Raw genomic sequence first — 19,784 nt, 5'->3', positions numbered from 1 at the left:
AATTAATGCTCTCAAAGGAACCTCAAACGAGGTTCAATACATAAGCTCTACTGGCTTAGTTCACTAGCACACTGTTGAGTTCTCAAGCAACACACCCCGAACAACACCGCCGTCAAGCGGCCCCACCCGGAGCGAGTCATTCCTAGCAGTTTTGGTGGGACACCCACTCAATCGCGATCCGCGAGAGCTTGGTTCGTGTCCCGGTGGCCACCCGGTTTCCCTGGCGACTTGGAGAACTTTACACCCCTCCGGAGGGCCCGAAACAGGGGGGTACCTTAACCTTGTTTCCGCAGGTCAAGGCCCTGTTCCGGGCCCGGAGCCCGGTCAGCTGCCGAGCGCCACGCCGGCGACGTTGCGCCGCCCGCGACGGACCACCAGCCACCGGCCGTGCAGCGCGTCCTCGCGGGACGGCTTCCACTCCTCGTCGGCGACCTTCACGTTGTTCACGTACGCGCCGCCCTCCTTGATCGTGCGGCGCGCGGCGCCCTTGCTGTCCGCCAGTCCCCCGGCGAGCAGCAGGTCGACGATCGTCGGCTGGGCCGCCGGGTCGACCTTGCCGTTGGGCACCTCGGCCATCGCCGCGTCGAGGGTGCGTTCGTCCAGTTCGCCGAGCTCGCCGCGGCCGAACAGCGCCTGGCTGGCGTTGATCACGTGCCGGGTCTGCTCCTCGCCGTGCACGAGGTTCGTGAACTCCTCCGCCAGGCGTTTCTGCGCGGCCCGCAGGTGGGGACGCTGCTCGGTGTCCTCCGCCAGCGAAGCGATCTCCTCCTGGCTCAGGAACGTGAACATCCGCAGGTAGCGGATGACGTCCGCGTCGCCCACGTTCACGAAGTACTGGTACCAGGCGTACGGCGAGGTCATCTCCGGGTCGAGCCAGAGGTTCCCGCCGCCGGTGGACTTGCCGAACTTGCGGCCCTCGGCGTCGGTGACCAGCGGCGCGGTCAGCGCGTGCACGCCTGCTCCGTCGGTCCGCCGGATCAGGTCCACCCCGCCGAGGAGGTTGCCCCACTGGTCGGATCCGCCGACCTGCAGCTTGCAGCCGTACTGGCGGTGCAGCTGCAGGTAGTCCTGGGACTGCAGGAGCAGGTAGCTGAACTCGGTGTACGACATGCCATCGCCCTCGAGCCGGCGCTTCACCGTCTCCCGGTTGAGCATGACGTTGATCGAGAAGTGCTTCCCGACGTCGCGCAGGAACTCCAGGGCGGTCTGCTGCCCGGTCCAGTTGAGGTTGTTTTCGACGATCGCGCCGGTCGGCGAATCGTCGAAGTCGACGAACCGTTCGAGCTGGCCGCGGATGCGCCCGGCCCACTCCGCGACGACGTCCAGGGTGTTCAGCGTGCGCTCACCGGTGTCACGCGGGTCGCCGATCATCCCGGTCGCGCCGCCGGCCAGCACGATCGGCCGGTGCCCGGCGCGCTGGAACCGCTTGAGCATGAGCAGCGGGACCAGGTTGCCGGCGTGCAGGCTGGGCGCGGTCGGGTCGAAGCCGCAATAGAGCGTCACGGGACCTTGGTCGAGCTCGCGCCGGAGGGCGTCGATGTCGGTGGACTGCGCGATCAGGCCGCGCCAGGACAGCTCGTCGAGGATGTGTTCGCTCACGCCTGTAGATCCTCCCGCACCAGGTCAACCGACTAACTGGCGGGGCGGATCCGGCGCTTCCCGCCACGGCGGTAGGTGGACACGGCGGGCGAGCCGTCGACCCAGAATCGCCAGGGCGTGTCCATCGCCATCGCGACGCCGACGCGCGGACCGGTGCGGATCCGCTCGGCCGGGACCCGGGTACCGACGTGCAGCCGGACCGGCGATGCCGGATCGGTCAGGTCGACGCCGTTCTGCTCGCGGTCGATGCGGAGCACCGACGTCAGGATGGCCGGGCCCTTCGCCAGCTCCCCGGTCCCGCGCGCGTGCGGACGCCGCCGTCGCACGACGTCGACGCCCTCGACGACCTCACCGGCCCGCAGCAGGACCGCGCCGGCGACGCCGTCCTGCGAGCCGACGATGTTCGCGCAGAAGTGCATCCCGTAGACGAAGTAGACGTACAGGTGCCCGGCGGGACCCCACATGACGGCGTTGCGCGGCGTCTGACCGCGGTAGCAGTGCGACGCCGGGTCGTCCTCGCCGCGGTAGGCCTCGACCTCGACCAGCCGGACGGCGACGGTGCCGTCCGGGCCGTCGGCCTCGAGGACCGAGCCGAGCAGCAGCTGGGCCAGGTCGACCGGGTCCAGCGCCAGTTCGTCGCGGGTGAACAACCGGCCTGCGTCGCCGCTCAAACGGGTTCCTCTCCTCGGCTTCCTGGCGCGACCACCCTAGCCCTTGAGCGATCGCTCAAACTTCCCTACAGTCTTTTTGAGCAGTCGCTCAAACCGAGGGGAGACCGGAGATGAGACCGAAGGCGCTCTACGTGGAGACGGTGATCCGCACGGATCTCGACACCCTGTGGCGGCACACCCAGGACCCGGGCCTGCACCGGCGCTGGGACCTCCGCTTCGCCGAGATCGTTCCGATCGACGGGCTCGACGGCCACTTCCGCTACGTTTCGCGGTTCCTCGGCGTCACGGTCGCCGGCGTCGGGGTGAGCGCGGCGTCGCGGGACTGGCCAGACGGTTCCCGGACGTCCGTGCTGCGGTTCGCCTCGGCCGACCCGCTGTCGCTGATCAGCTCGGGCGCGGGGTTCTGGCGCTACACGCCGGTCGCCGATGGCGTCCGGTTCGTCACCGGGTTCGACTACGGAACCCGCTGGGGACGCTTCGGGCGCCTGGCCGACCGGGTGTTCCGGCCGGTGTTCGGCTGGCTGACGGCGTGGTCGTTCGACCGGCTGCGGCTCTGGCTGGAGACGGGCGTCACCCCGGAGGACCAGCCCCTGACCGCGCCCTCGGCCGCCCGCTGTGGCCGGACGCGGCCCCGCGACCAGGTGATTGCCGGAGTGTCGTCGTGAGCGGCGTCTTCGAGCGCGCGCTCGGCGCGGACTTCGCGAAGCTGCACCCGAAGGTGCGGGAGCGGCTCGCGCTGTCGGGGGGCCGCGGGATGATCGGCCACGGCGTGATGGACCGGATCTGGCGCGGGCCCGGCTTCACCCGGCCGTTCCTGTGGCTCGGGTCGGCGCGGCACATCCTGTTCCCCGACTGCGGCCGGAACGTGCCGTTCACCATCGAGAACTACCCGTACGTGGACGGGCACGGCCGCGAAACGGTGTCCTTCGTGCGGACCTTCGAGTTCCCGGACCGGCGCCGCCGGTTCGACGCCCAGATGGTGTTCAGCGCCACGCGCGGGCTCGTCGACTACCTGGGGACGCACCAGCACCTGGCGGTGGACCTCGCCGTGTCGGTCCGGCCGGACGGCGGGTTCCGGATCCGCTCCGGCGAGTTCCGGCTCCGGGAGGGGCCGGTGCGGGCGCGCCTGCCGCGCGGGCTCACCGGGACCGCCACTGTCGACGAGTGGTTCGACGACGGCTGCGGGCAGTTCCGGATCGCGGTGGCGGTGGTCCATCCCCGGTTCGGGCCGGTGTTCGGCTACGAGGGCAGCTTCGCCGCCCGGTACGTCGACGTCGGCGGCGGGGTGAGCGGCGCGGTGAAGCCCCTTCGTGAGAAGGTCATGGACTGATGGGCACCGGCCGGAACTCCAGTTCGCAGGACACGAAGCAGCGGCTCGTGGACGGCGTGCTGGAAGTCGTCCGGCTGCAGGGCATCACCGCCGTCTCCGCCCGGTCGGTCGCGAGCGCCGCGGGCGCGAACCAGGCGCTGGTCTTCTACCACTTCGGCAGCGTCGAGGAGCTCGTCGCGCAGGCGTGCGTCTCCGCGACGGAGGCCCGCGTCGCCCTCTACCGCGACCGCTTCGCCGCCGTGGCCACGGTCGGCGAGCTGCTGGCGCTCGGCCGGGAAATCCGGACCGCGGAACGCGCGGAAGGCAACCTGGCTCTCCTGGCCCAGACACTGGCCGGGGCCCAGGGCAGCGAACGGCTCGCCCAGGCGACCCGCGAGGGCCTGGACAAGTGGATCACCGAGGTCCGGACGGCTCTCGAGCGCGTGCTCGAGGCGTCGCCCCTGGCCGAGCTCGCGGACCCCGATGGACTGGCCCACGCCGTGTCCACCGGGTTCCTCGGGCTGACGCTGTTCGACACGGTCGACCCCGATGGCGCCGAGCAGGCCGTCGCCGCGCTGGAGCAGCTGGCCGTGCTGGTCGACGTCCTGGACGGCCTGGGACCGGTGGCCATGCGGGCGGTGCGGGCGAAGCTGCGGAAGACCGGCCGGGCGCGGGACGACCGCGCCTAGCCGGCCGTCACGTCAGTTGAGCCACTGGCGGGCCACGGTGACGCGCTCTTCGAGCCGCGCGCGCTGTTCGGCCACGCGTTCGGGGGCCGTGCCGCCCCGGGCGTTGCGGGAACTCACCGAACCTTCGACCGTGAGGACTTCGCGCACCGCGGGCGTGAGCGCCGGGTTGATCTTCTCGAACTCTTCGTCGGTCAGCTCGTCCAGGCCGACACCGCGGGCCTCGGCGACGCGGACGCTCTCGCCCGCCGCTTCGTGCGCGACACGGAACGGGACGCCCTGGCGCACCAGCCACTCGGCGATGTCGGTGGCCAGGGTGAAGCCGGCCGGGGCCAGCTCGGCGAGCCGGTCGGTGTGGAACGTGAGCGTTTCGAGCATGCCGGCGATCGCCGGGAAGAGGAGCTCGAGCTGTTCGACCGAGTCGAACACCGGCTCCTTGTCCTCCTGCAGGTCACGGTTGTAGGCCAGCGGCTGCGCCTTGAGGGTGGCCAGGAGGCCGGTGAGGTTGCCGATCAGCCGGCCCGCCTTGCCGCGCGTCAGCTCCGCGACGTCCGGGTTCTTCTTCTGCGGCATGATCGAGCTGCCGGTGGCCCAGGCGTCGTCGAGGGTCACGTAACCGAACTCGGCGGTGTTCCAGATGATCACCTCTTCGGCGATCCGGGACAGGTTCACCGCGAGCATCGCGACGGCGAAAGCGAACTCGGCGACGAAGTCGCGCGAAGCGGTGCCGTCGATGGAGTTCTCGACGCTGGTCACGAAGCCCAGTTCCTTGGCGACGGCCTCCGGGTCGAGCCCCAGCGACGAGCCGGCGAGGGCACCCGAGCCGTACGGCGACTCGGCGGTGCGGGTGTCCCAGTCCTGCAGCCGCGAGACGTCGCGCAGCAGGGCCTGGCCGTGCGCCAGCAGGTGGTGCGCCAGCAGCACCGGCTGGGCGTGCTGCAGGTGCGTGCGGCCGGGCAGGATCACGTCCGGGTGCCGCTTCGCCTGCGACACCAGCGCGTCGACGACCTCCAGGGTGCCGGCGACGACCCGGCGGGCCGCGTCCCGCAGCCACATCCGGAACAGCGTGGCGACCTGGTCGTTGCGCGACCGGCCGGCCCGCAGCTTGCCGCCGAGTTCGGTGCCCGCGCGCTCGAGCAGGCCGCGCTCGAGGGCCGTGTGCACGTCCTCGTCGGCGATCGTCGGCGTGAACTGCCCCGAGGCGACGTCCTGGGCGAGCGTGTCCAGCGCGGCCAGCATGCCCGTCAGCTCGGCTTCGGTCAGCAGGCCCGCCTTGCACAGCACGCGAGCGTGTGCACGGGAGCCGGCGATGTCGTAGGGCGCCAGTCGCCAGTCGAAATGGGTCGACGCGCTCAGCGCGGCCATGGCTTCCGCCGGACCGCTGGCGAACCGGCCGCCCCACAGCTGCACCGGCTGCTCGTTCCCGCTCACTGTTCTCGCTTCTCCTCGGTGTGTTCGTTCGGATTCAAGCCGGTATCTCCGTGTTCGGCCGACGAGCGCTGGGCGAGGACGGCGAAGCGCTCCGCCAGCTCCTTGCCCGTCAGGGGTTCGCGCGCGATCACGGCGACCGTGTCGTCGCCCGCGATCGAGCCGACGACCTCATCCAGCGCCGCGCGGTCGATGGCGCTGGCGAGGAACTGCGCCGCACCCGGCGGCGTCCGCAGCACCATCAGGTTGCCCGACGAGTCCGCCGAGACCATCAGTTCGGCCAGCAGCCGCGAGAGCCGGGACGTGCCGCCCTGCACCCCGCGGACCGGGCTGCCGTCCTCGGGGATGACGTAGACCGGCGCGCCCGAGTCCGGCCCGCGCAGCTTGACCGCGCCCAGCTCGTCGAGGTCGCGCGACAGCGTCGCCTGGGTGACCTCGATGCCTTCGGCGGCCAGCAGCTTGGCCAGCTCGGTCTGGCTGCGGATGGTCGTGGTGGCCACCAGTTCGGTGATCCTGGCCTGTCTGCCCACCCGGCTGCCGGTCATCGCCTGCTCTCCTCGAACAGCCAGACCAGCAGCGCCTTCTGGGCGTGCAGACGGTTCTCGGCTTCGTCCCACACCGCGCTGGCCGGGCCGTCGAGCACCTCGTCGGTGATCTCCCAGCCGCGGTGCGCCGGCAGGCAGTGCAGCACGATAGCGTCGTCCGCGGCCCTCTTCAGCAGCTCGGTGTTGACCTGGAGGGCGCGGAACGGGCCCACCCGGTCGAGCCCGTCGTTCTCCTGCCCCATCGACGTCCACGTGTCGGTGACGAGCACGTCCGCGCCATCGACCGCCGCGTACGGATCGGTGTAGACGGTCGCGCTGCCGCCGGTCTCGCTCGCCAGGTTCTTCGCGTCCAGCATGACGCCCTGGTCCGGCTGGAAGCCGACCGGCGAGACGACCCGGACGTGCATCCCCGCGGTGACCCCGCCGAGCAGCAGCGAGTGCGCCATGTTGTTGGCGCCGTCGCCGAGGTAGACGAGCGTGAGCCCCTCGAGTTTGCCCTTGCGCTCGCGGATCGTCATGAGGTCGGTGAGCACCTGGCACGGGTGGAACTCGTCGGTGAGCGCGTTGACCACGGGGATCGACGCGGCCGAAGCCATCGCTTCGATTCGCTTCTGCGCGAAGGTGCGCCACACGATCCCGTCGACGTAACGCGACAAGACCCGCGAAGTGTCCTCGATGGTCTCTTCGCGGCCGAGCTGCATCGAACGGCCGTCGACGATCACCGGGTGACCGCCGAGCTGACTGATGCCGACCTCGAACGAGAACCGGGTCCGCGTCGAGTTCTTCTCGAAGATCGCCGTGATGGACTTGCCGGCGAGCGTCTTGGTGCCCAGCGGGTCGGCCTTGAGCGCGTCGGCGAGGTCGAGGATGGCCTTCTGCTCGGCGGGGCTGACGTCATCGTCGCGGAGGAAGTGGCGCAGCATCAGTCGGAGTCCTTCGATTCGGGGGTGGCGGCGTCGAGGGCGTTCGGCAGCGCGGCGAGGAAGCCTTCGGCCTGGTCACCGTCGAGCACGAGCGGGGGCGCCAGCCGGACGGCGTCGGGCGCCACCGGGTTGACGAGGTAGCCCGCGTCCTGGGCGGCCTTGGCGACCGCCGCCGAGACGGGCTGCTTCAGGGCGATGCCGAGCAGCAGCCCGGCGCCGCGCACCCCGGCGACGAGCGGGTGGCCCAGCGCCTCGACACCCGCGGTGATGTCCTTGCCGAGCGAGGCGACGTGGTCGAGCAGGCCTTCGGCGGCGATGGTCTTCAGCACGGCCAGGCCGGCCGCGCAGCAGACCGGGTTGCCGCCGAAGGTGGTGCCGTGCTGGCCCGGCTTGAGCAGGTCGCCCGCCGCGCCGACACCGATCACCGCGCCCAGCGGCAGGCCGCCGCCGAGCCCCTTGGCCAGGGTGATGACGTCCGGCACGATGCCGGCCTGCTGGTAGCCGAACCAGGTCCCGAGCCTGCCGAGGCCGGTCTGCACCTCGTCGAGCACCAGCAGCGTGCCGGTGGCCTTGGTGATTTCGCGGGCGGCCTGGAGGTAGCCGTCCGGCGCCGGGATGACCCCCGCCTCCCCGAGCACCGGCTCCAGGAAGACGGCCGCGGTTTCGGTGTCGACGGCGGCCTTGAGCGCTCCCACGTCCCCGAACGGCACGTGCTCGACCCCGGGCACCAGCGGCTTGAAGGCGTCGCGCTTGGCGGGCTGGCCGGTGAGCGTCAGCGCGCCCATGGTCCGGCCGTGGAACGCGCCTTCGGCGGCGACCACCTTGGTGCGCCCGGTCAACCTGCTGATCTTCAGCGCGGCTTCGTTGGCCTCGGCACCGGAGTTGACGAACAGCACCTTGCCGTGGCCGGTGAGGCCGGCGACGTCGAGCAGCGCCTCGGCGAGCTCCACGGCCACCGGGTTGACGTACAGGTTCGAGGTGTGGCCGAGCCGCTTGATCTGCTCGGTGACGGCTTCGACGACCGCCGGGTGCGCGTGGCCGAGCGCGTTGACGGCGATCCCGCCGACGAGGTCGAGGTACTGGTTGCCGTCGGCGTCCCACACCTTCGCGCCTTCGCCGCGGACGAGCGTCAGCTTGGGCGTGCCGTAGTTGTCCATCAGGGCGGACTGCCAGTGCGCCTGGCCATCCACATTGGACTCGAGGTCGGTCACGAGAGCTCCGTTTCGGGAAAGACCATGGTGCCGATCCCGCGGGAGGTGAAGACCTCCAGCAGCACCGAGTGGGCGAGGCGGCCGTCGATCACGTGCGCCCGGCGCACGCCGCCGCGGATGGCGCGCACGCACGCCTCCATCTTCGGGATCATGCCGCTGGCCAGCGTGGGCAACATCGGCTCGAGGCGGTCGACGCGGATGCGGTCGATCAGCGACGACCGGTCCGGCCAGTTGGCGTACAGCCCTTCGACGTCGGTGAGCACCACGAGCTTTTCGGCACCCAGCGCGGCGGCCAGCGCACCGGCAGCCGTGTCGGCGTTGACGTTGTGCACGACGCCGTCGACGTCCGGGGCGACCGTGGACACCACCGGGATGCGCCCGGCGTTGACGATGTCGAGCACCGCGTCCGGGTTGACCTCGGCGACCTCACCGACGAGCCCGATGTCGACCTGTTCACCGTCCACAGTGGCCTGTTTGCGCTCGGCGGTGAACAGCCGGGCGTCCTCGCCGGAGATGCCGACCGCGTACGGCCCGTGGGCGTTCATCAGCCCGACGAGCTCGCGGCTGACCTGCCCGGTCAGCACCATGCGGACGATGTCCATCGTCTCGGGGGTGGTGACGCGCAGGCCGCCCTTGAACTCGCCTTCGACGCCGAGGCGCTTGAGCATCGCGGTGATCTGCGGGCCGCCGCCGTGCACGACCACCGGGCGCAGGCCGGCCAGCCGGAGGAACACCATGTCCTCGGCGAAGGCGGCCTTCAGCTCGTCGTCGATCATGGCGTTGCCGCCGTACTTCACCACCACGGTGGCCCCGTGGAACCGCTGCAGCCAGGGCAGCGCCTCGATGAGCACCCCGGCCTTCTCGGCCGCCGTCGCGAGTCGTTCGTCCGCGGAAATCAGAGCCTCCTGGGTCATGAGGAGTACGCGCTGTTCTCTTCGACGTAACCGTGCGAAAGGTCCGTGGTGTAGATGGTCGCCGCGCTCGCGCCGACGCCGAGGTCGACGACGATCTCGACGGCCCGGCCGGTGAGGTCCGCCTCGGACCGGTCGGCCGCGGGCATCCCCTTGGCGAACAGGGTCACGCCGTTGATCGCGATCGACACGACGTCCGGGTCGATGCGGGCCGGGACCCGGCCGAGCGCCATGGCGATCCGGCCCCAGTTCGGATCGGAACCGAACAGCGCCGTCTTGACCAGGTTGTCCTCGGCGATCGTGCGGGCCACCGCGATCGCGTCGGCTTCGGTGTCCGCGCCCTGCACGGTGACGTCGACGTCCTTGGTGGCGCCCTCGGAGTCCGCCCGCAGCTGGAGCACGAGGTCATGGCTCACCGCGGTGAGCAGCTCGGTGAGCTCCGCTTCGGTGGGCTCGACCCCGCTCGCGCCGGACGCGAGGACCAGGACGGTGTCGTTGGTGGACGTGCCGCCGTCGACGTCCAGCCGGTCGAAGGTGACGCGCGTGGCCGCACGCAGGGCGCGGTCGAGGGTTCCGGGGTCCACCACGGCGTCGGTGGTCAGGACCGAGAGCATGGTGGCGAGGTTCGGCGCGAGCATGCCCGCACCCTTGGCGAAGCCGCCGGCGCTCCAGCCGCTTTCGTGCTTCGCGAAGGCCTGCTTCGGTTTGCTGTCGGTGGTCATCACGCCGGTGGCGGCGTTCAGGCCGGCCTCGGGGCCCGTGTCGAGGGCCTTGACCGCGGTGTCCACCCCGGAGAGAACGGCGGCCATCGGCAGCCGCTCGCCGATCAGGCCGGTGGAGCAGACGGCGATCTCGATGGCGCCCACCTGGAGGACTTCGGCGACCTTCTCCGCCGTGGCGTGGGTGTCCTGGAAGCCGCCGGGCCCGGTGGCCGCGTTGGCGCCGCCCGAGTTGAGGACGACGGCCTTCAGCCGCTGTTGCTTGAGCACTTCCTGCGACCACAGCACCGGCGCGGCCTTGATGACGTTGCGGGTGAACACACCCGCCGCGACGTCCAGCGGGCCGTCGTTGACGACCAGGGTGAGGTCGAGCGCGCCGGAGGCCTTGATCCCGGCGGCGACGCCGGCGGCGCGGAAGCCCTGGGGGCCGGTGACGGTCACGGTGCCACTCCTACGGTGGGAAGCCCGGTCGTTTCCGGGAGGCCGAGGGCCAGGTTCATCGATTGGACGGCACCGCCGGCGGTGCCCTTGGTGAGGTTGTCGATCGCGGCGACGACGACCAGCCGGCGCGCGCCGGCGTCCACCGTGACCTGCAGCTGGGTGTTGTTCGAGCCGAGTGTCGACGCGGTCGCCGGCCAGGCACCGGCGGGCAGCAGCTGGACGAACGGTTCCGCGTCGTAGGCCTTCTCGTAGGCGGCCCGGGCAGCGGCCTCGTCGACGCCGTCCTTCAGCCGGGCGCTCGCCGTGGTGAGGATGCCGCGCGGCATCGGCGCGAGCACCGGCGTGAAGGACACGGTGACCTGCTCCCCCGCGACGGCCGAGAGGTTCTGCGTGAACTCCGGGGTGTGGCGGTGGGCGCCGCCCACGCCGTATGCGCTTGCCGAGCCCATCACCTCGGAGCCGAGCAGGTTCGGCTTGAGGCTCTTGCCCGCACCGGAGGTTCCGGTGACCGCGACGATCGTGACGTCGGGCTCGATCAGCCCGGCGGCGAGCGCGGGCGCCAGTGCCAGCGATCCGCCGGTCGGGAAGCAGCCGGGCACGGCGATGCGCTTGGTGCCGGCGAGCTTCTCGCGGGTGCCGGGCAGCTCCGGCAGGCCGTACGGCCACTGGCCGGCGTGGTCGCCGCCGTACCAGCGCTGCCAGTCACCGGCGTCGGCCAGGCGGTGGTCGGCGCCGAGGTCGACCACCAGGACGTCCGGGCCGAGCTGCGCCGCGATCTCCGCGGAGTGCCCGTGGGGCAGCGCGAGGAAGACGACGTCGTGGCCGGCGAGGGTCTCCGGCGTTGTCTCGGCCAGGACGCGATCGGCGAGGGGGACGAGGTGGGGCTGGTGGACGCCGAGCTTCGTGCCCGCGCTGCTGGCGGCCGTGAGCGCGCCGATTTCGACCTCGGGATGGGTCAGGAGCAGGCGCAGCAGCTCACCGCCCGCGTACCCGCTGGCCCCGGCCACCGCGATGTTCACCGTCATACGCATGATTATGCACGCCCTTGCAAGCTTAAACAAACAGGTTTCCCCGGAAGTGGTGGCCGCCACCTTGGGATGCTGGGGAGCATGACGGACACCCCGGCGCGGCTGCTCGGCCTGCTCTCGCTGCTCCAGACACCCCGGGAGTGGCCGGGCAGCGAGCTCGCCGAACGGCTGGGTGTCAGCCCACGCACCATCCGCCGGGACATCGACCGGCTGCGCGAACTCGGTTACCCGGTCGAGGCCAGCCGCGGTGCCGCGGGCGGGTACCGGCTGGTCGCCGGCACCGCGATGCCCCCGCTCGTGCTCGACGACGAAGAAGCCGTCGCGATCGCGGTGGGCCTGCGGACCGCGGCGGCCCAGCCGGTCGATGGCATGGAGGAAGCGTCCGTGCGGGCGCTGGCCAAGCTGGAGCAGGTCCTGCCGGCGCGGCTGCGCCGCCGAGTGGGCACGATCGGCACGGCGACGGTCGCCGTGCCGGCCACCGGGCCCGTCGTCGACCCGGTGCAGCTGACGGTGTTCGCCGGGGCGATCGCCAACCACGAGACCGTCCGGTTCCGCTACCGCGCGAACGACGGGGCCGAGACCCGGCGCCGGGCCGAGCCGCTCCGCCTGGTCGCCGCCGGCCGCCGCTGGTACCTGGTCGCCTACGACCTCGACCGGGCGGACTGGCGGGTCTTCCGCGCCGACCGCGTCCGCGAAGCCCAGGCCACCGGCGGCCGCGCGGTTCCGCGCGAACCGCCCACCACGGACCTGGCCGCCTACGTCCTCGACCGGCTCTACGACCTCGTTCCGACGCACCGGGCGGTGGCCATCCTGGCCGAACCGGCGTCGGAGATGGCACCCCGCCTCGGCGGAGCCGGCTCGCTGACCGCTCTGGAGGACGGCCGGTGCCGGTGGCGGAGTCACCCCGACACCCTGGACTGGCTCGCCTTCCGGCTGCTCGGGCTGGGGTGTGCGTTCACCGTCGAAGAACCGCCGGAGCTGGTGACCCGCCTGAAGGAACTCGCGACCCGCGCCGCCGCGGCAGCGGGCTCCGGCGTCGCGGCGGGTTCCGGCGCGCAGGTTTGAGCGGAGGCGCACCGCTGGTCTCCTCTCTGAGTCCGGTTGCCCGGCCGGAACCTTGGTTTCCGGCCGGAACCACTCGCCGCGCACGACCGCGGCCGACGTCTTGCGCGTGGCGGACCGGATGGGAGGACCCCCGCTCACCACGCACCGAGCCCGGCGGACCCGTCGATTCCCGCCGGGCAACCGATTGCGGCCCACCACGACGTCCGGCGCGCTTGGTGGCCGGTCCACTGTGGACCGGCCACCCCCGCGGCCTAGGCCGGCCCGCCCGCGTCCAGGTCCGTGCGCCTGCTCGGCGGGACCGGGAGGTAGCACCCCGGGTTCTCCGGGTCGCAGCCCACGCGCGGGAGGCGGGCGCGGATACCGCCGGGAGTGCGTTCGAAGTACGCCGCGATCTCCGCAACGCTCTCCCCGGCGATCCACCGGTTCTCCAGTTCCGCGTCCATCTCCTCGCTCCACGGGCGGCCCTGCTGGGGAGGACGGCCCGCGGATCTTCGCCGCGGCGCCCGGCCCGCGCCCGTTGCGGACAGCAACTCGTCCGAGACGAGTTCGGCCACCGTGGCCGCCACCGCGACGTCCAGGTCGAGGCTGCCCTCGGCGACCGGTTCACCGCCGGGGCCGCCGGCTTCCAGGGTGATCATCAGCCGGGGCGTGGGTTCGGCGCGGTCGACGTCCGTCCTGGTCGCGACCACGATCTGGTAGGTGTTCTCCTGTGCCCGGATCTCGGTCCGGCGCTCTTCGATGATCGACATGCCACGAAGCTAGCGCGCACCCCCGACAATTTTCGGTCACGCCCTGCTCACAGCCCGCTTCGCTCCGAAATTGTCGGACCCCTCCCCTAACGTCCCCGGTGACTGCGAACCGTCACGAGGAGGCGACGATGAGACACCGGCGGACAAGACACTGCCCCGGTCCGGGCGAACCGGACCGGGGCAGCGGGATGAGGCGGTTCAGCTCAGAAGTGCAGCAGCTGGGCCAGCGTGCGCTGCTTCTCCTGGGCGGCCTTCGCGGAGTTGTCCGACTTCTGCGCCACGGCGCCGTCGGGCACCGGCGGCGGCACCGGGCTGCACTGGACGTCCGAGTGGTTGCCGGGCAGGCGCTTCGGCAGGGTGCCGGTGGCCAGGTAGTCAGCGACCTTGTCGTCCACGCAGGACACCCCGGACAGCGAACCGGCGTGCGTCGTCCCGCCCGGCGCGCTGATCAGGCTCGAGTTCGGGAACCGCTTCCGCACCTCGAGGCTGCCGGCGTACGGCGTGGCGGCGTCGAGCTCTTCGCTGATCAGCAGCGCGCCTGCCACCTTGCTGCCGTCGATGGTCACCGGCTTGCCCGCCTTCGCCGGCCAGTACACGCAGGGCGCGTTGAACCAGGCGTTGCCCCAGGTCTCGAACGGGGCCTTGAAGTAGGTAAGCCAGTTGTCGATCCGCCACTTGCTCCAGTCGGTCGGCCACTGCACGTCGGTGCACTGCACGCCCAGGTACACCGCGAAGCCGTTGTCTTCGCCCGGCGCGTTCGAGTCGTCGTAGAGCGCCTTCAGCGTCTGCCAGTCACCCTTGTGCACGTAGCCGTCGAAGGCCTTCGCCACGTCGACCCAGCCGAAGACGTAGTAGCCGGCCTGCAGGAAGATGTCGGTCCACTCGTCACCACCGATGACGCCGCCCGCCGGGTTCTGGATGAGCTTGCGCTGCGTGGCGTACCACAGCTTCTCGACGGCGTCGCCGGTCTTGCCCAGGTGGTAGACGTCGTCGTACCCGGCCAGCCAGCCGAAATAGGTCTTGATGTTCTTGTCGAACGCGACGTCCTGGTCGAGGTTGGCCTGGTACCAGACCTTCCGCGGGTCGACGTTGCCGTCCAGCACCATCCGGCGGACGTTCTTCGGGTACAGCGTGCTGTACACCTGGCCGAGGTAGGTGCCGTAGGAGAAGCCGTAGAAGTTGATCTGCTTCTCGCCCAGCGCCTTGCGCAGGCTGTCCATGTCCTGCGCGACGTCGGTCGTCTTGAGGTGGTCGAGGATCGCGCCGTTCTTGCGGCACGCGTCGGCGTACCCCTTCGAGCGGGCGAGCCAGGTCTTCTCCAGCTGCGGCGTGGTCGGCACGTAGGCGGGCCGGTTGTAGCCGGCGTAGTTCCCGTCGCAGCTGATGGCGGGCTTGCTGGACCCGACGCCCCGCGGGTCGAAGCCGATCCAGTCGTAGCTGTCCCCGGCGTGGTTCGGCACGTACTTGCCGAGCACCGAGAGGCCGAGGCCGGAACCGCCGGGGCCGCCCGGGTTCACCAGCATGATCCCCTGGGACTTCGTGGTCTTGTGCTTGATCCGCGACACCGCGAGGGAGACCTTCGCCCCACCCGGCCGGGCGTAGTCCATCGGCACCTCGAGGAAGCCGCACTGGGCGCCGGCGGCCTTGAGGCTCGCCGACGTGCAGGCGCCCCAGGCGATCGGCGCGGGGGTGAACTGCACCCCGGGTTCAGCCGAGGCGGCGGGCGCGGCGGCCATCAAGCCGGCCGCGAGCCCCGCGGCGGCAATGGCGGCAACGATTCTTTTCACAGTCGTCCTTTTCGTCCGCATTCGACAGCGTTCGCCAGATTTCGACGAAACTACCGGCAACCTTGGTCAATCTCGCTGACCGACGCGGCTTCCGCCATCCGCCTTTCGTCGGGACCTGCCCCATCCGGGGAACGCCGGAACTGTCGGTGGCCGGAAGTACGCTGCGGATCACCGGAGGACGGCAGGAGGATGGATGAGCGCGGACGAACCGCTGGTCAGGGCGATCCGCTCCGGCTTGGCCGAGCTGGCCGACCCGGCGAAAGCCCCGGCGATGCAGGCGTACATGAAGTCGGCCATGGCGTTCCGCGGAGTGGCAAAACCGCAGCGCAGCGCCCTCCTCGAGCGGGTGCTGGCCGACCACAAATTGCCCGATCGGGTGACATTCTCGGCGACCGTCCTGACGCTGTGGCGAACTGCCGAATTCCGCGAGGAGCGGTACGCGGCCATCGATCTTTCCGGATACCGGGCGTACCGGCGGTGGCAGGACGCGGAGCTGGTCCCGATGTACGAGGAAATGATCGTCAGCGGGGCGTGGTGGGACCACGTGGACGAACTCGCCATCCGCCGGATCGGGCCGATCCTCCGAGCCGACCGCGCCGGGGTCACGCCGACGATGCTCGCGTGGGCGAACGACGGCGACCTCTGGCGGCGGCGCACGGCGATCATCTGCCAGGTCGGCGCCAAGGAGGACACCGACACCGACCTGCTCACCCGCGCGATCGAGCCGGCGATCGCCGAGGCGGAGTTCTTCCTGTGCAAGGGAATCGGCTGGGCACTGCGGGACTACGCGAAGACGGCGCCGGAGTGGGTGCGGTCCTTCGTGGACGATCACCCGGGGTTGTCCGGCCTGTCCAGGCGGGAAGCTCTCAAGCACATCGGCTGAGGTGCGGACCGGCGTACCTGGAGGGCCGGCGTGCGGGCTGTGCGCAAACGCCGGGAGGGGCCGGTCGACCGGCCCCTCCTCGTGCGCGTCTGCGTCGGCGCCGTGCCGGTCAGGCGCGAAGCGTTGCGTCGAAGCGCTCGCCCGCTGCCGCCACGGCCGCGTCGCGGGCCTTGGTGGCCTCGTCGACCGTCAACGTCCGGTCCGGTGCGCGGAAGCGCAGCTTGTACGCCAGCGAACGCTTGCCCTCGCCGACCTGTTCGCCCGCGTACACGTCGAACAGCGTGATGTCCTCCAGCAGCTCGCCCGCCCCCGTGCGCAGGACCTCGGCGAGGTCCGCCGACGGCACGTCCGCCGCCGCGACCAGGGCCACGTCCAGGAGCACCGGCGGATAGCCCGACACACTGGGGGCCGGACGGGAGTCCGGCAGCGGGATCGCGTCCAGGTCCAGCTCCATCGCCACCGTCCGCGGCGGCAGGCCGAGCGCCTCGACCACCTTGGGGTGCAGTTCACCGGCGTGGCCGACCGGCCAGTCGCCGACCCTCAGCTGGGCGCAGCGGCCCGGGTGCCACGGCGGCAGGTCGGCCGCCTGCACCGTCAGCTCCACCCCCGCGGCCTCGGCGACCGTCCGGGCGGCCTGCACCGCGTCGGCCCAGTTCGCCTGCTCGCCGGCGCCCCACCAGCCGGCGCGGCGGCGGTTTCCGGCGAGGACCACGGCGACGTGCAGCGGCTGCTGCGGCACGGAAGCTTCCAGCAGGGCCAGCTCTTCGTCGCTCGGCCGCCGGTCGACGCCGAGGGCCGGGACCTTCAGCGGGTTCGGCGCCGGGAGCACCACCTGGCCGATGTGGTACAGCGAGACGTCCTTCGTGCCGCGGGAAACGTTGCGCTGCATCGTGTCCAGCAGGCCCGGCAGCAACGTCGTCGCCAGCCGGTTGCGGTCGGCTTCCAGGGGGTTGCGGACCACGACCGCGTTGCGGCGGACGTCGTCGGCGGGCAGGCCGAAGGCGTCCCACACCGCGTTGTCGACGAACGGGAACGGCCGCACCTCGACGTACCCGGCCTCGGCCAGGGCACGGGCGACGCTGCGGGTGCGCCGCTGGCCGTCGGTCAGGCCGCGGCCGGCCGGGGCGGCGGGCAGCGTCGACGGGATGCTTTCGTAGCCTTCCAGCCGCAGCACTTCTTCGACGAGGTCGGCCGGCTGACGGAGGTCGCCGCGCCAGCTCGGCGGGATCGCCGTGACCCGGCCCGTGCCGTCGTCGCCCGTGCCGACCGAGACCTTGCAGCCGATCTGGGTGAGCCGGCGGACGGTCACGCCACGCTGGTAGTTCACGCCCGCGACCTTGTCGGGCAGGTTGATCGGCATCACGACCGCGGGATTCGGCTGGACCGCGCCTTCGTCGGTGCGGCCGGGCTGGATGGCGGCGTCGCCGTACTGGCGCAGCAGCCGGGCGGCCAGCTCGACGGCGGCCGCGCACAGCTGCGGATCGGTGAAGCGCTCGAACCGCTTGGCGGCCTCGGAGAACAGCTTGTGCCGCCGCGCGGTGCGGCTGATCGCGGCCGGGTTCCAGTGCGCCGCCTCGAGCAGCACGTCGGTGCTCTCGGCGGTGATCTCGGTGCTCGCGCCGCCCATCGTGCCGGCGAGCGAGATGACGCCGCTGTCGTCGGCGATGACGACGTCGTCCGGGTCGAGAGTGCGCTCGACGTCGTCCAAAGTGGTCAGTTTCTCGCCCGGCTTCGCCCGGCGCACCACCAGATCGCCCTGGATGGCCTTGGTGGCGAACGCGTGCAGCGGGTGCCCGAGCTCGAGCATCACGTAGTTCGTGACGTCCACGGCCAGGGAGATGGAGCGGATGCCGGCCAGCATCAGCCGCCGCCGCATCCGCCACGGGGTCGGCGCGGTCGCGTCCAGGCCGGTGACCCGGCGCAGCACGAACCGCGGGCAGCCTTCCGGGTCCTCGATGCGGACCGGCCAGGCGTCGCCCTCGGCCGCCGGGACCTCCAGCAGCGCCGGGTCGCCGAAGGGCACGTCGAGTGCGTTCGACAGCTCACGCGCCAGCCCGCGGATGGACAGCGCGTAGCCGCGGTCCGGGGTCGGGGTCAGCTCGATCACCGAGTCGTCGAGGCCGAGCAGCTCCTGGGCGTCGTCGCCCGGGCTCGCGGTGCCCGGCGGCAGCACGAGGATGCCGGCGTGGTCGTCGCCGAGGCCGAGCTCGCGCGCCGAGCAGATCATGCCGTCGCTGACCCGGCCGTAGGTCTTGCGGGCGGCGATGGCGAAGTCGCCGGGCAGGACGGCGCCGGGCAGCGCGACGACGACCAGGTCACCCTCGACGAAGTTGCGCGCACCGCAGATGATGCCGCGGGTCTTGATGCCGTGCGGGCCCTCGTCGAACTCGCCCTCTTCGTCGTCGTCCTCTTCGTCCTCGTCGTCGAAGTCCTCGGCTTCGTCGGCGGGCTCGCCGACGTCGACGCGGCAGAAGCGGACCGGCTTCTTGAACTCGGTGAGCTCCTCGATCTCGGCCACCCGGCCGACGACCAGCGGGCCGGTCACGGGACCGAGCTCGCTCAGGTCGTCGACCTCGATGCCGATCCGGACGAACGCGTCGGCCAGGTCCTGCGGCGTGACCTCTTCGGTGAGATCGAGGTGTTCGGTCAGCCAGCTGACTGGGACTCGCACTACGCCTCCGTTCCGAAGGGAAGGGTGAAGCGGACGTCGCCCTCCACCATGTCGCGCATGTCCGGGATCCCGTTGCGGAATTGCAGGGTGCGCTCGATACCCATGCCGAAGGCGAAGCCGGAGTACACGTCCGGGTCGACGCCGCAGGCGCGCAGCACGTTCGGGTTGACCATGCCGCAGCCGCCCCACTCGACCCAGCCGGGGCCGCCCTTCTTCTCCTCGAACCAGACGTCCACCTCGGCGGACGGCTCGGTGAAGGGGAAGAAGTGCGGGCGCAGCCGCGTCTTCGAGCTCTCGCCGAACATCGCGCGGGCGAAGGCGTCCAGCGTGCCCTTGAGGTGGGCCATGGTGATGCCCTTGTCCACCGCGAGGCCTTCGACCTGGGTGAACACCGGGGTGTGCGTCGAGTCGAGCTCGTCGGTGCGGTACGTCCGGCCCGGGCAGACGACGTACACCGGCAGGTCGCGGTGCAGCAGGGTGCGGGCCTGGACCGGCGAGGTGTGCGTGCGCAGCACCAGGCCGGAGTCCTCCTCGCCGACGTAGAACGTGTCCTGCAGCTGGCGGGCCGGGTGGTCCTTGCCGAAGTTCAGCGCGTCGAAGTTGAACCACTCGGCTTCGAGCTCCGGGCCCTCGGCGACCTCGTAGCCCATCGCGACGAAGGCGTCCGCGACGCGTTCGGAGAGGGTGCTGATCGGGTGCCGGGCACCGCGCGGCACGCGGTCCCACGGCAGGGTGACGTCGACGGCTTCTTCGCGCAGCACGCGCTCGTCGCGCTCCACCTGGAGCTCGGCGCGGCGCGTGTCGAAGGCCGCCTGGACGGCCTGCCGGGCCTCGTTGACGCGCTTGCCCGCCTCGGCCTTCTCCTGCTTGGGCAGGGCACCGATCTCGCGGCGGGCCAGCATCAGCGGCGCGTGGTCGCCGAGGTGGGCCGGTTTGACCTCGGCCAGCCCTTCGAGCCCGGTCGCGGCGGCGAACGCCGCCCGGGCGGCCTCGACCGCCTCCTGCAGCGTCTCGGGGGCGAGTACCGCGCCCTGGGCTTGCTTTTCCGTGGCTCCGGACATAACTCCTCGGCGTCCGCTGGGACTGGTCGTTCGCGCTCCGCCGCACACGGCACGCGAGAGTTCAAAGGCGAGAAAAGTCTATGGGATCGGCTCCGCA

At 71.4% G+C, this 19,784-nt stretch carries 18 protein-coding genes; 5 read left to right on the top strand and 13 right to left on the bottom strand.

The annotated features are described in order from the left end of the window. Nucleotides 1-324: 324 nt before the first annotated feature. Nucleotides 325-1,599 (bottom strand): tyrosine--tRNA ligase, encoded by a 1,275-nt coding sequence (tyrS, locus tag AB0F15_RS36460; protein WP_360280794.1) that lies wholly within the window; start codon nt 1,597-1,599, stop codon nt 325-327. A gap of 32 nt (nt 1,600-1,631) precedes the next feature. Then, entirely contained in the window at nt 1,632-2,270 is a 639-nt protein-coding gene (locus AB0F15_RS36455) for a DNA-3-methyladenine glycosylase (protein WP_360280791.1), read from the bottom strand. A 110-nt stretch (nt 2,271-2,380) separates the two neighbouring features. Between AB0F15_RS36455 and AB0F15_RS36450 the strand changes: the two genes are divergently transcribed. From AB0F15_RS36450 to AB0F15_RS36440, 3 genes are read left to right on the top strand one after another with little or no spacing between them, the layout of a single operon-like run. Continuing rightward, nucleotides 2,381-2,935, top strand: coding sequence for a hypothetical protein (locus AB0F15_RS36450; protein WP_360280788.1), 555 nt, complete (start codon nt 2,381-2,383; stop codon nt 2,933-2,935). Then, nucleotides 2,932-3,600 (top strand): DUF4166 domain-containing protein, encoded by a 669-nt coding sequence (locus tag AB0F15_RS36445; RefSeq protein ID WP_360280785.1) that lies wholly within the window; start codon nt 2,932-2,934, stop codon nt 3,598-3,600. The genes AB0F15_RS36450 and AB0F15_RS36445 overlap by 4 nt, the downstream gene beginning before the upstream one ends. After that, a complete protein-coding gene (locus AB0F15_RS36440; RefSeq protein ID WP_360280782.1) occupies nt 3,600-4,268 on the top strand; it encodes a TetR family transcriptional regulator in 669 nt (222 codons plus the stop codon). Before AB0F15_RS36445 ends, AB0F15_RS36440 begins: the two co-directional genes overlap by 1 nt. A gap of 12 nt (nt 4,269-4,280) precedes the next feature. On the opposite strand, the gene argH is transcribed toward AB0F15_RS36440, so the two are convergent. The 7 genes from argH to argC are packed head-to-tail and all read right to left on the bottom strand — an operon-like array spanning nt 4,281 to nt 11,468. Next, on the bottom strand, nt 4,281-5,696 hold the full coding sequence (gene argH / locus AB0F15_RS36435) for an argininosuccinate lyase (RefSeq protein ID WP_360280779.1): 1,416 nt from the start codon (nt 5,694-5,696) through the stop codon (nt 4,281-4,283). Further along, nucleotides 5,693-6,238 carry an arginine repressor gene (locus AB0F15_RS36430; RefSeq protein ID WP_360280776.1) on the bottom strand — a complete coding sequence of 182 codons (546 nt, stop codon included), beginning with the start codon at nt 6,236-6,238 and terminating at the stop codon, nt 5,693-5,695. The genes argH and AB0F15_RS36430 overlap by 4 nt, the downstream gene beginning before the upstream one ends. Then, nucleotides 6,235-7,161 (bottom strand): ornithine carbamoyltransferase, encoded by a 927-nt coding sequence (gene argF / locus AB0F15_RS36425; RefSeq protein ID WP_360280773.1) that lies wholly within the window; start codon nt 7,159-7,161, stop codon nt 6,235-6,237. The genes AB0F15_RS36430 and argF overlap by 4 nt, the downstream gene beginning before the upstream one ends. After that, on the bottom strand, nt 7,161-8,372 hold the full coding sequence (locus tag AB0F15_RS36420) for an acetylornithine transaminase (RefSeq protein ID WP_360280770.1): 1,212 nt from the start codon (nt 8,370-8,372) through the stop codon (nt 7,161-7,163). The genes argF and AB0F15_RS36420 overlap by 1 nt, the downstream gene beginning before the upstream one ends. Next, entirely contained in the window at nt 8,369-9,286 is a 918-nt protein-coding gene (argB, locus tag AB0F15_RS36415; RefSeq protein ID WP_360280767.1) for an acetylglutamate kinase, read from the bottom strand. Before argB ends, AB0F15_RS36420 begins: the two co-directional genes overlap by 4 nt. Then, nucleotides 9,283-10,443, bottom strand: coding sequence for a bifunctional glutamate N-acetyltransferase/amino-acid acetyltransferase ArgJ (gene argJ, locus AB0F15_RS36410; RefSeq protein ID WP_360280764.1), 1,161 nt, complete (start codon nt 10,441-10,443; stop codon nt 9,283-9,285). Before argJ ends, argB begins: the two co-directional genes overlap by 4 nt. After that, nucleotides 10,440-11,468, bottom strand: a complete 1,029-nt coding sequence (gene argC / locus AB0F15_RS36405) for an N-acetyl-gamma-glutamyl-phosphate reductase (RefSeq protein ID WP_360280761.1) — start codon at nt 11,466-11,468, stop codon at nt 10,440-10,442. Before argC ends, argJ begins: the two co-directional genes overlap by 4 nt. Nucleotides 11,469-11,552: 84 nt before the next feature. Between argC and AB0F15_RS36400 the strand changes: the two genes are divergently transcribed. Continuing rightward, nucleotides 11,553-12,536 carry a YafY family protein gene (locus AB0F15_RS36400; protein ID WP_360280759.1) on the top strand — a complete coding sequence of 328 codons (984 nt, stop codon included), beginning with the start codon at nt 11,553-11,555 and terminating at the stop codon, nt 12,534-12,536. Nucleotides 12,537-12,787: 251 nt separating this feature from the next. Here AB0F15_RS36400 and AB0F15_RS36395 read toward each other — a convergent pair whose 3' ends face one another. Continuing rightward, nucleotides 12,788-13,285: a helix-turn-helix domain containing protein gene (locus AB0F15_RS36395; protein WP_360280757.1), complete on the bottom strand. Its 498-nt coding sequence runs from the start codon at nt 13,283-13,285 to the stop codon at nt 12,788-12,790. A 203-nt stretch (nt 13,286-13,488) separates the two neighbouring features. Beyond that, nucleotides 13,489-15,072, bottom strand: a complete 1,584-nt coding sequence (locus AB0F15_RS36390) for an alpha/beta hydrolase (RefSeq protein ID WP_360280754.1) — start codon at nt 15,070-15,072, stop codon at nt 13,489-13,491. Between the two features lie 193 nt (nt 15,073-15,265). Here AB0F15_RS36390 and AB0F15_RS36385 point away from each other — a divergent pair, with 193 nt between their 5' ends. Next, nucleotides 15,266-15,955, top strand: coding sequence for a DNA alkylation repair protein (locus tag AB0F15_RS36385; RefSeq protein WP_360280751.1), 690 nt, complete (start codon nt 15,266-15,268; stop codon nt 15,953-15,955). Between the two features lie 109 nt (nt 15,956-16,064). Here the strand turns inward: AB0F15_RS36385 and pheT are convergent, their stop codons facing one another. After that, nucleotides 16,065-18,626, bottom strand: coding sequence for a phenylalanine--tRNA ligase subunit beta (pheT, locus tag AB0F15_RS36380; RefSeq protein WP_360280748.1), 2,562 nt, complete (start codon nt 18,624-18,626; stop codon nt 16,065-16,067). Then, nucleotides 18,626-19,687, bottom strand: coding sequence for a phenylalanine--tRNA ligase subunit alpha (gene pheS, locus AB0F15_RS36375; RefSeq protein WP_360280745.1), 1,062 nt, complete (start codon nt 19,685-19,687; stop codon nt 18,626-18,628). The genes pheT and pheS overlap by 1 nt, the downstream gene beginning before the upstream one ends. Between the last annotated feature and the right edge of the window lie 97 nt (nt 19,688-19,784).

Origin of the sequence: Amycolatopsis sp. NPDC026612 (assembly GCF_040638285.1) — a bacterium.
In the GTDB taxonomy this organism is placed as follows: Bacteria; Actinomycetota; Actinomycetes; order Mycobacteriales; family Pseudonocardiaceae; genus Amycolatopsis.
Note: the sequence above shows the minus strand (reverse complement) of the source record. Positions and strands in the feature narration are given on the sequence as shown.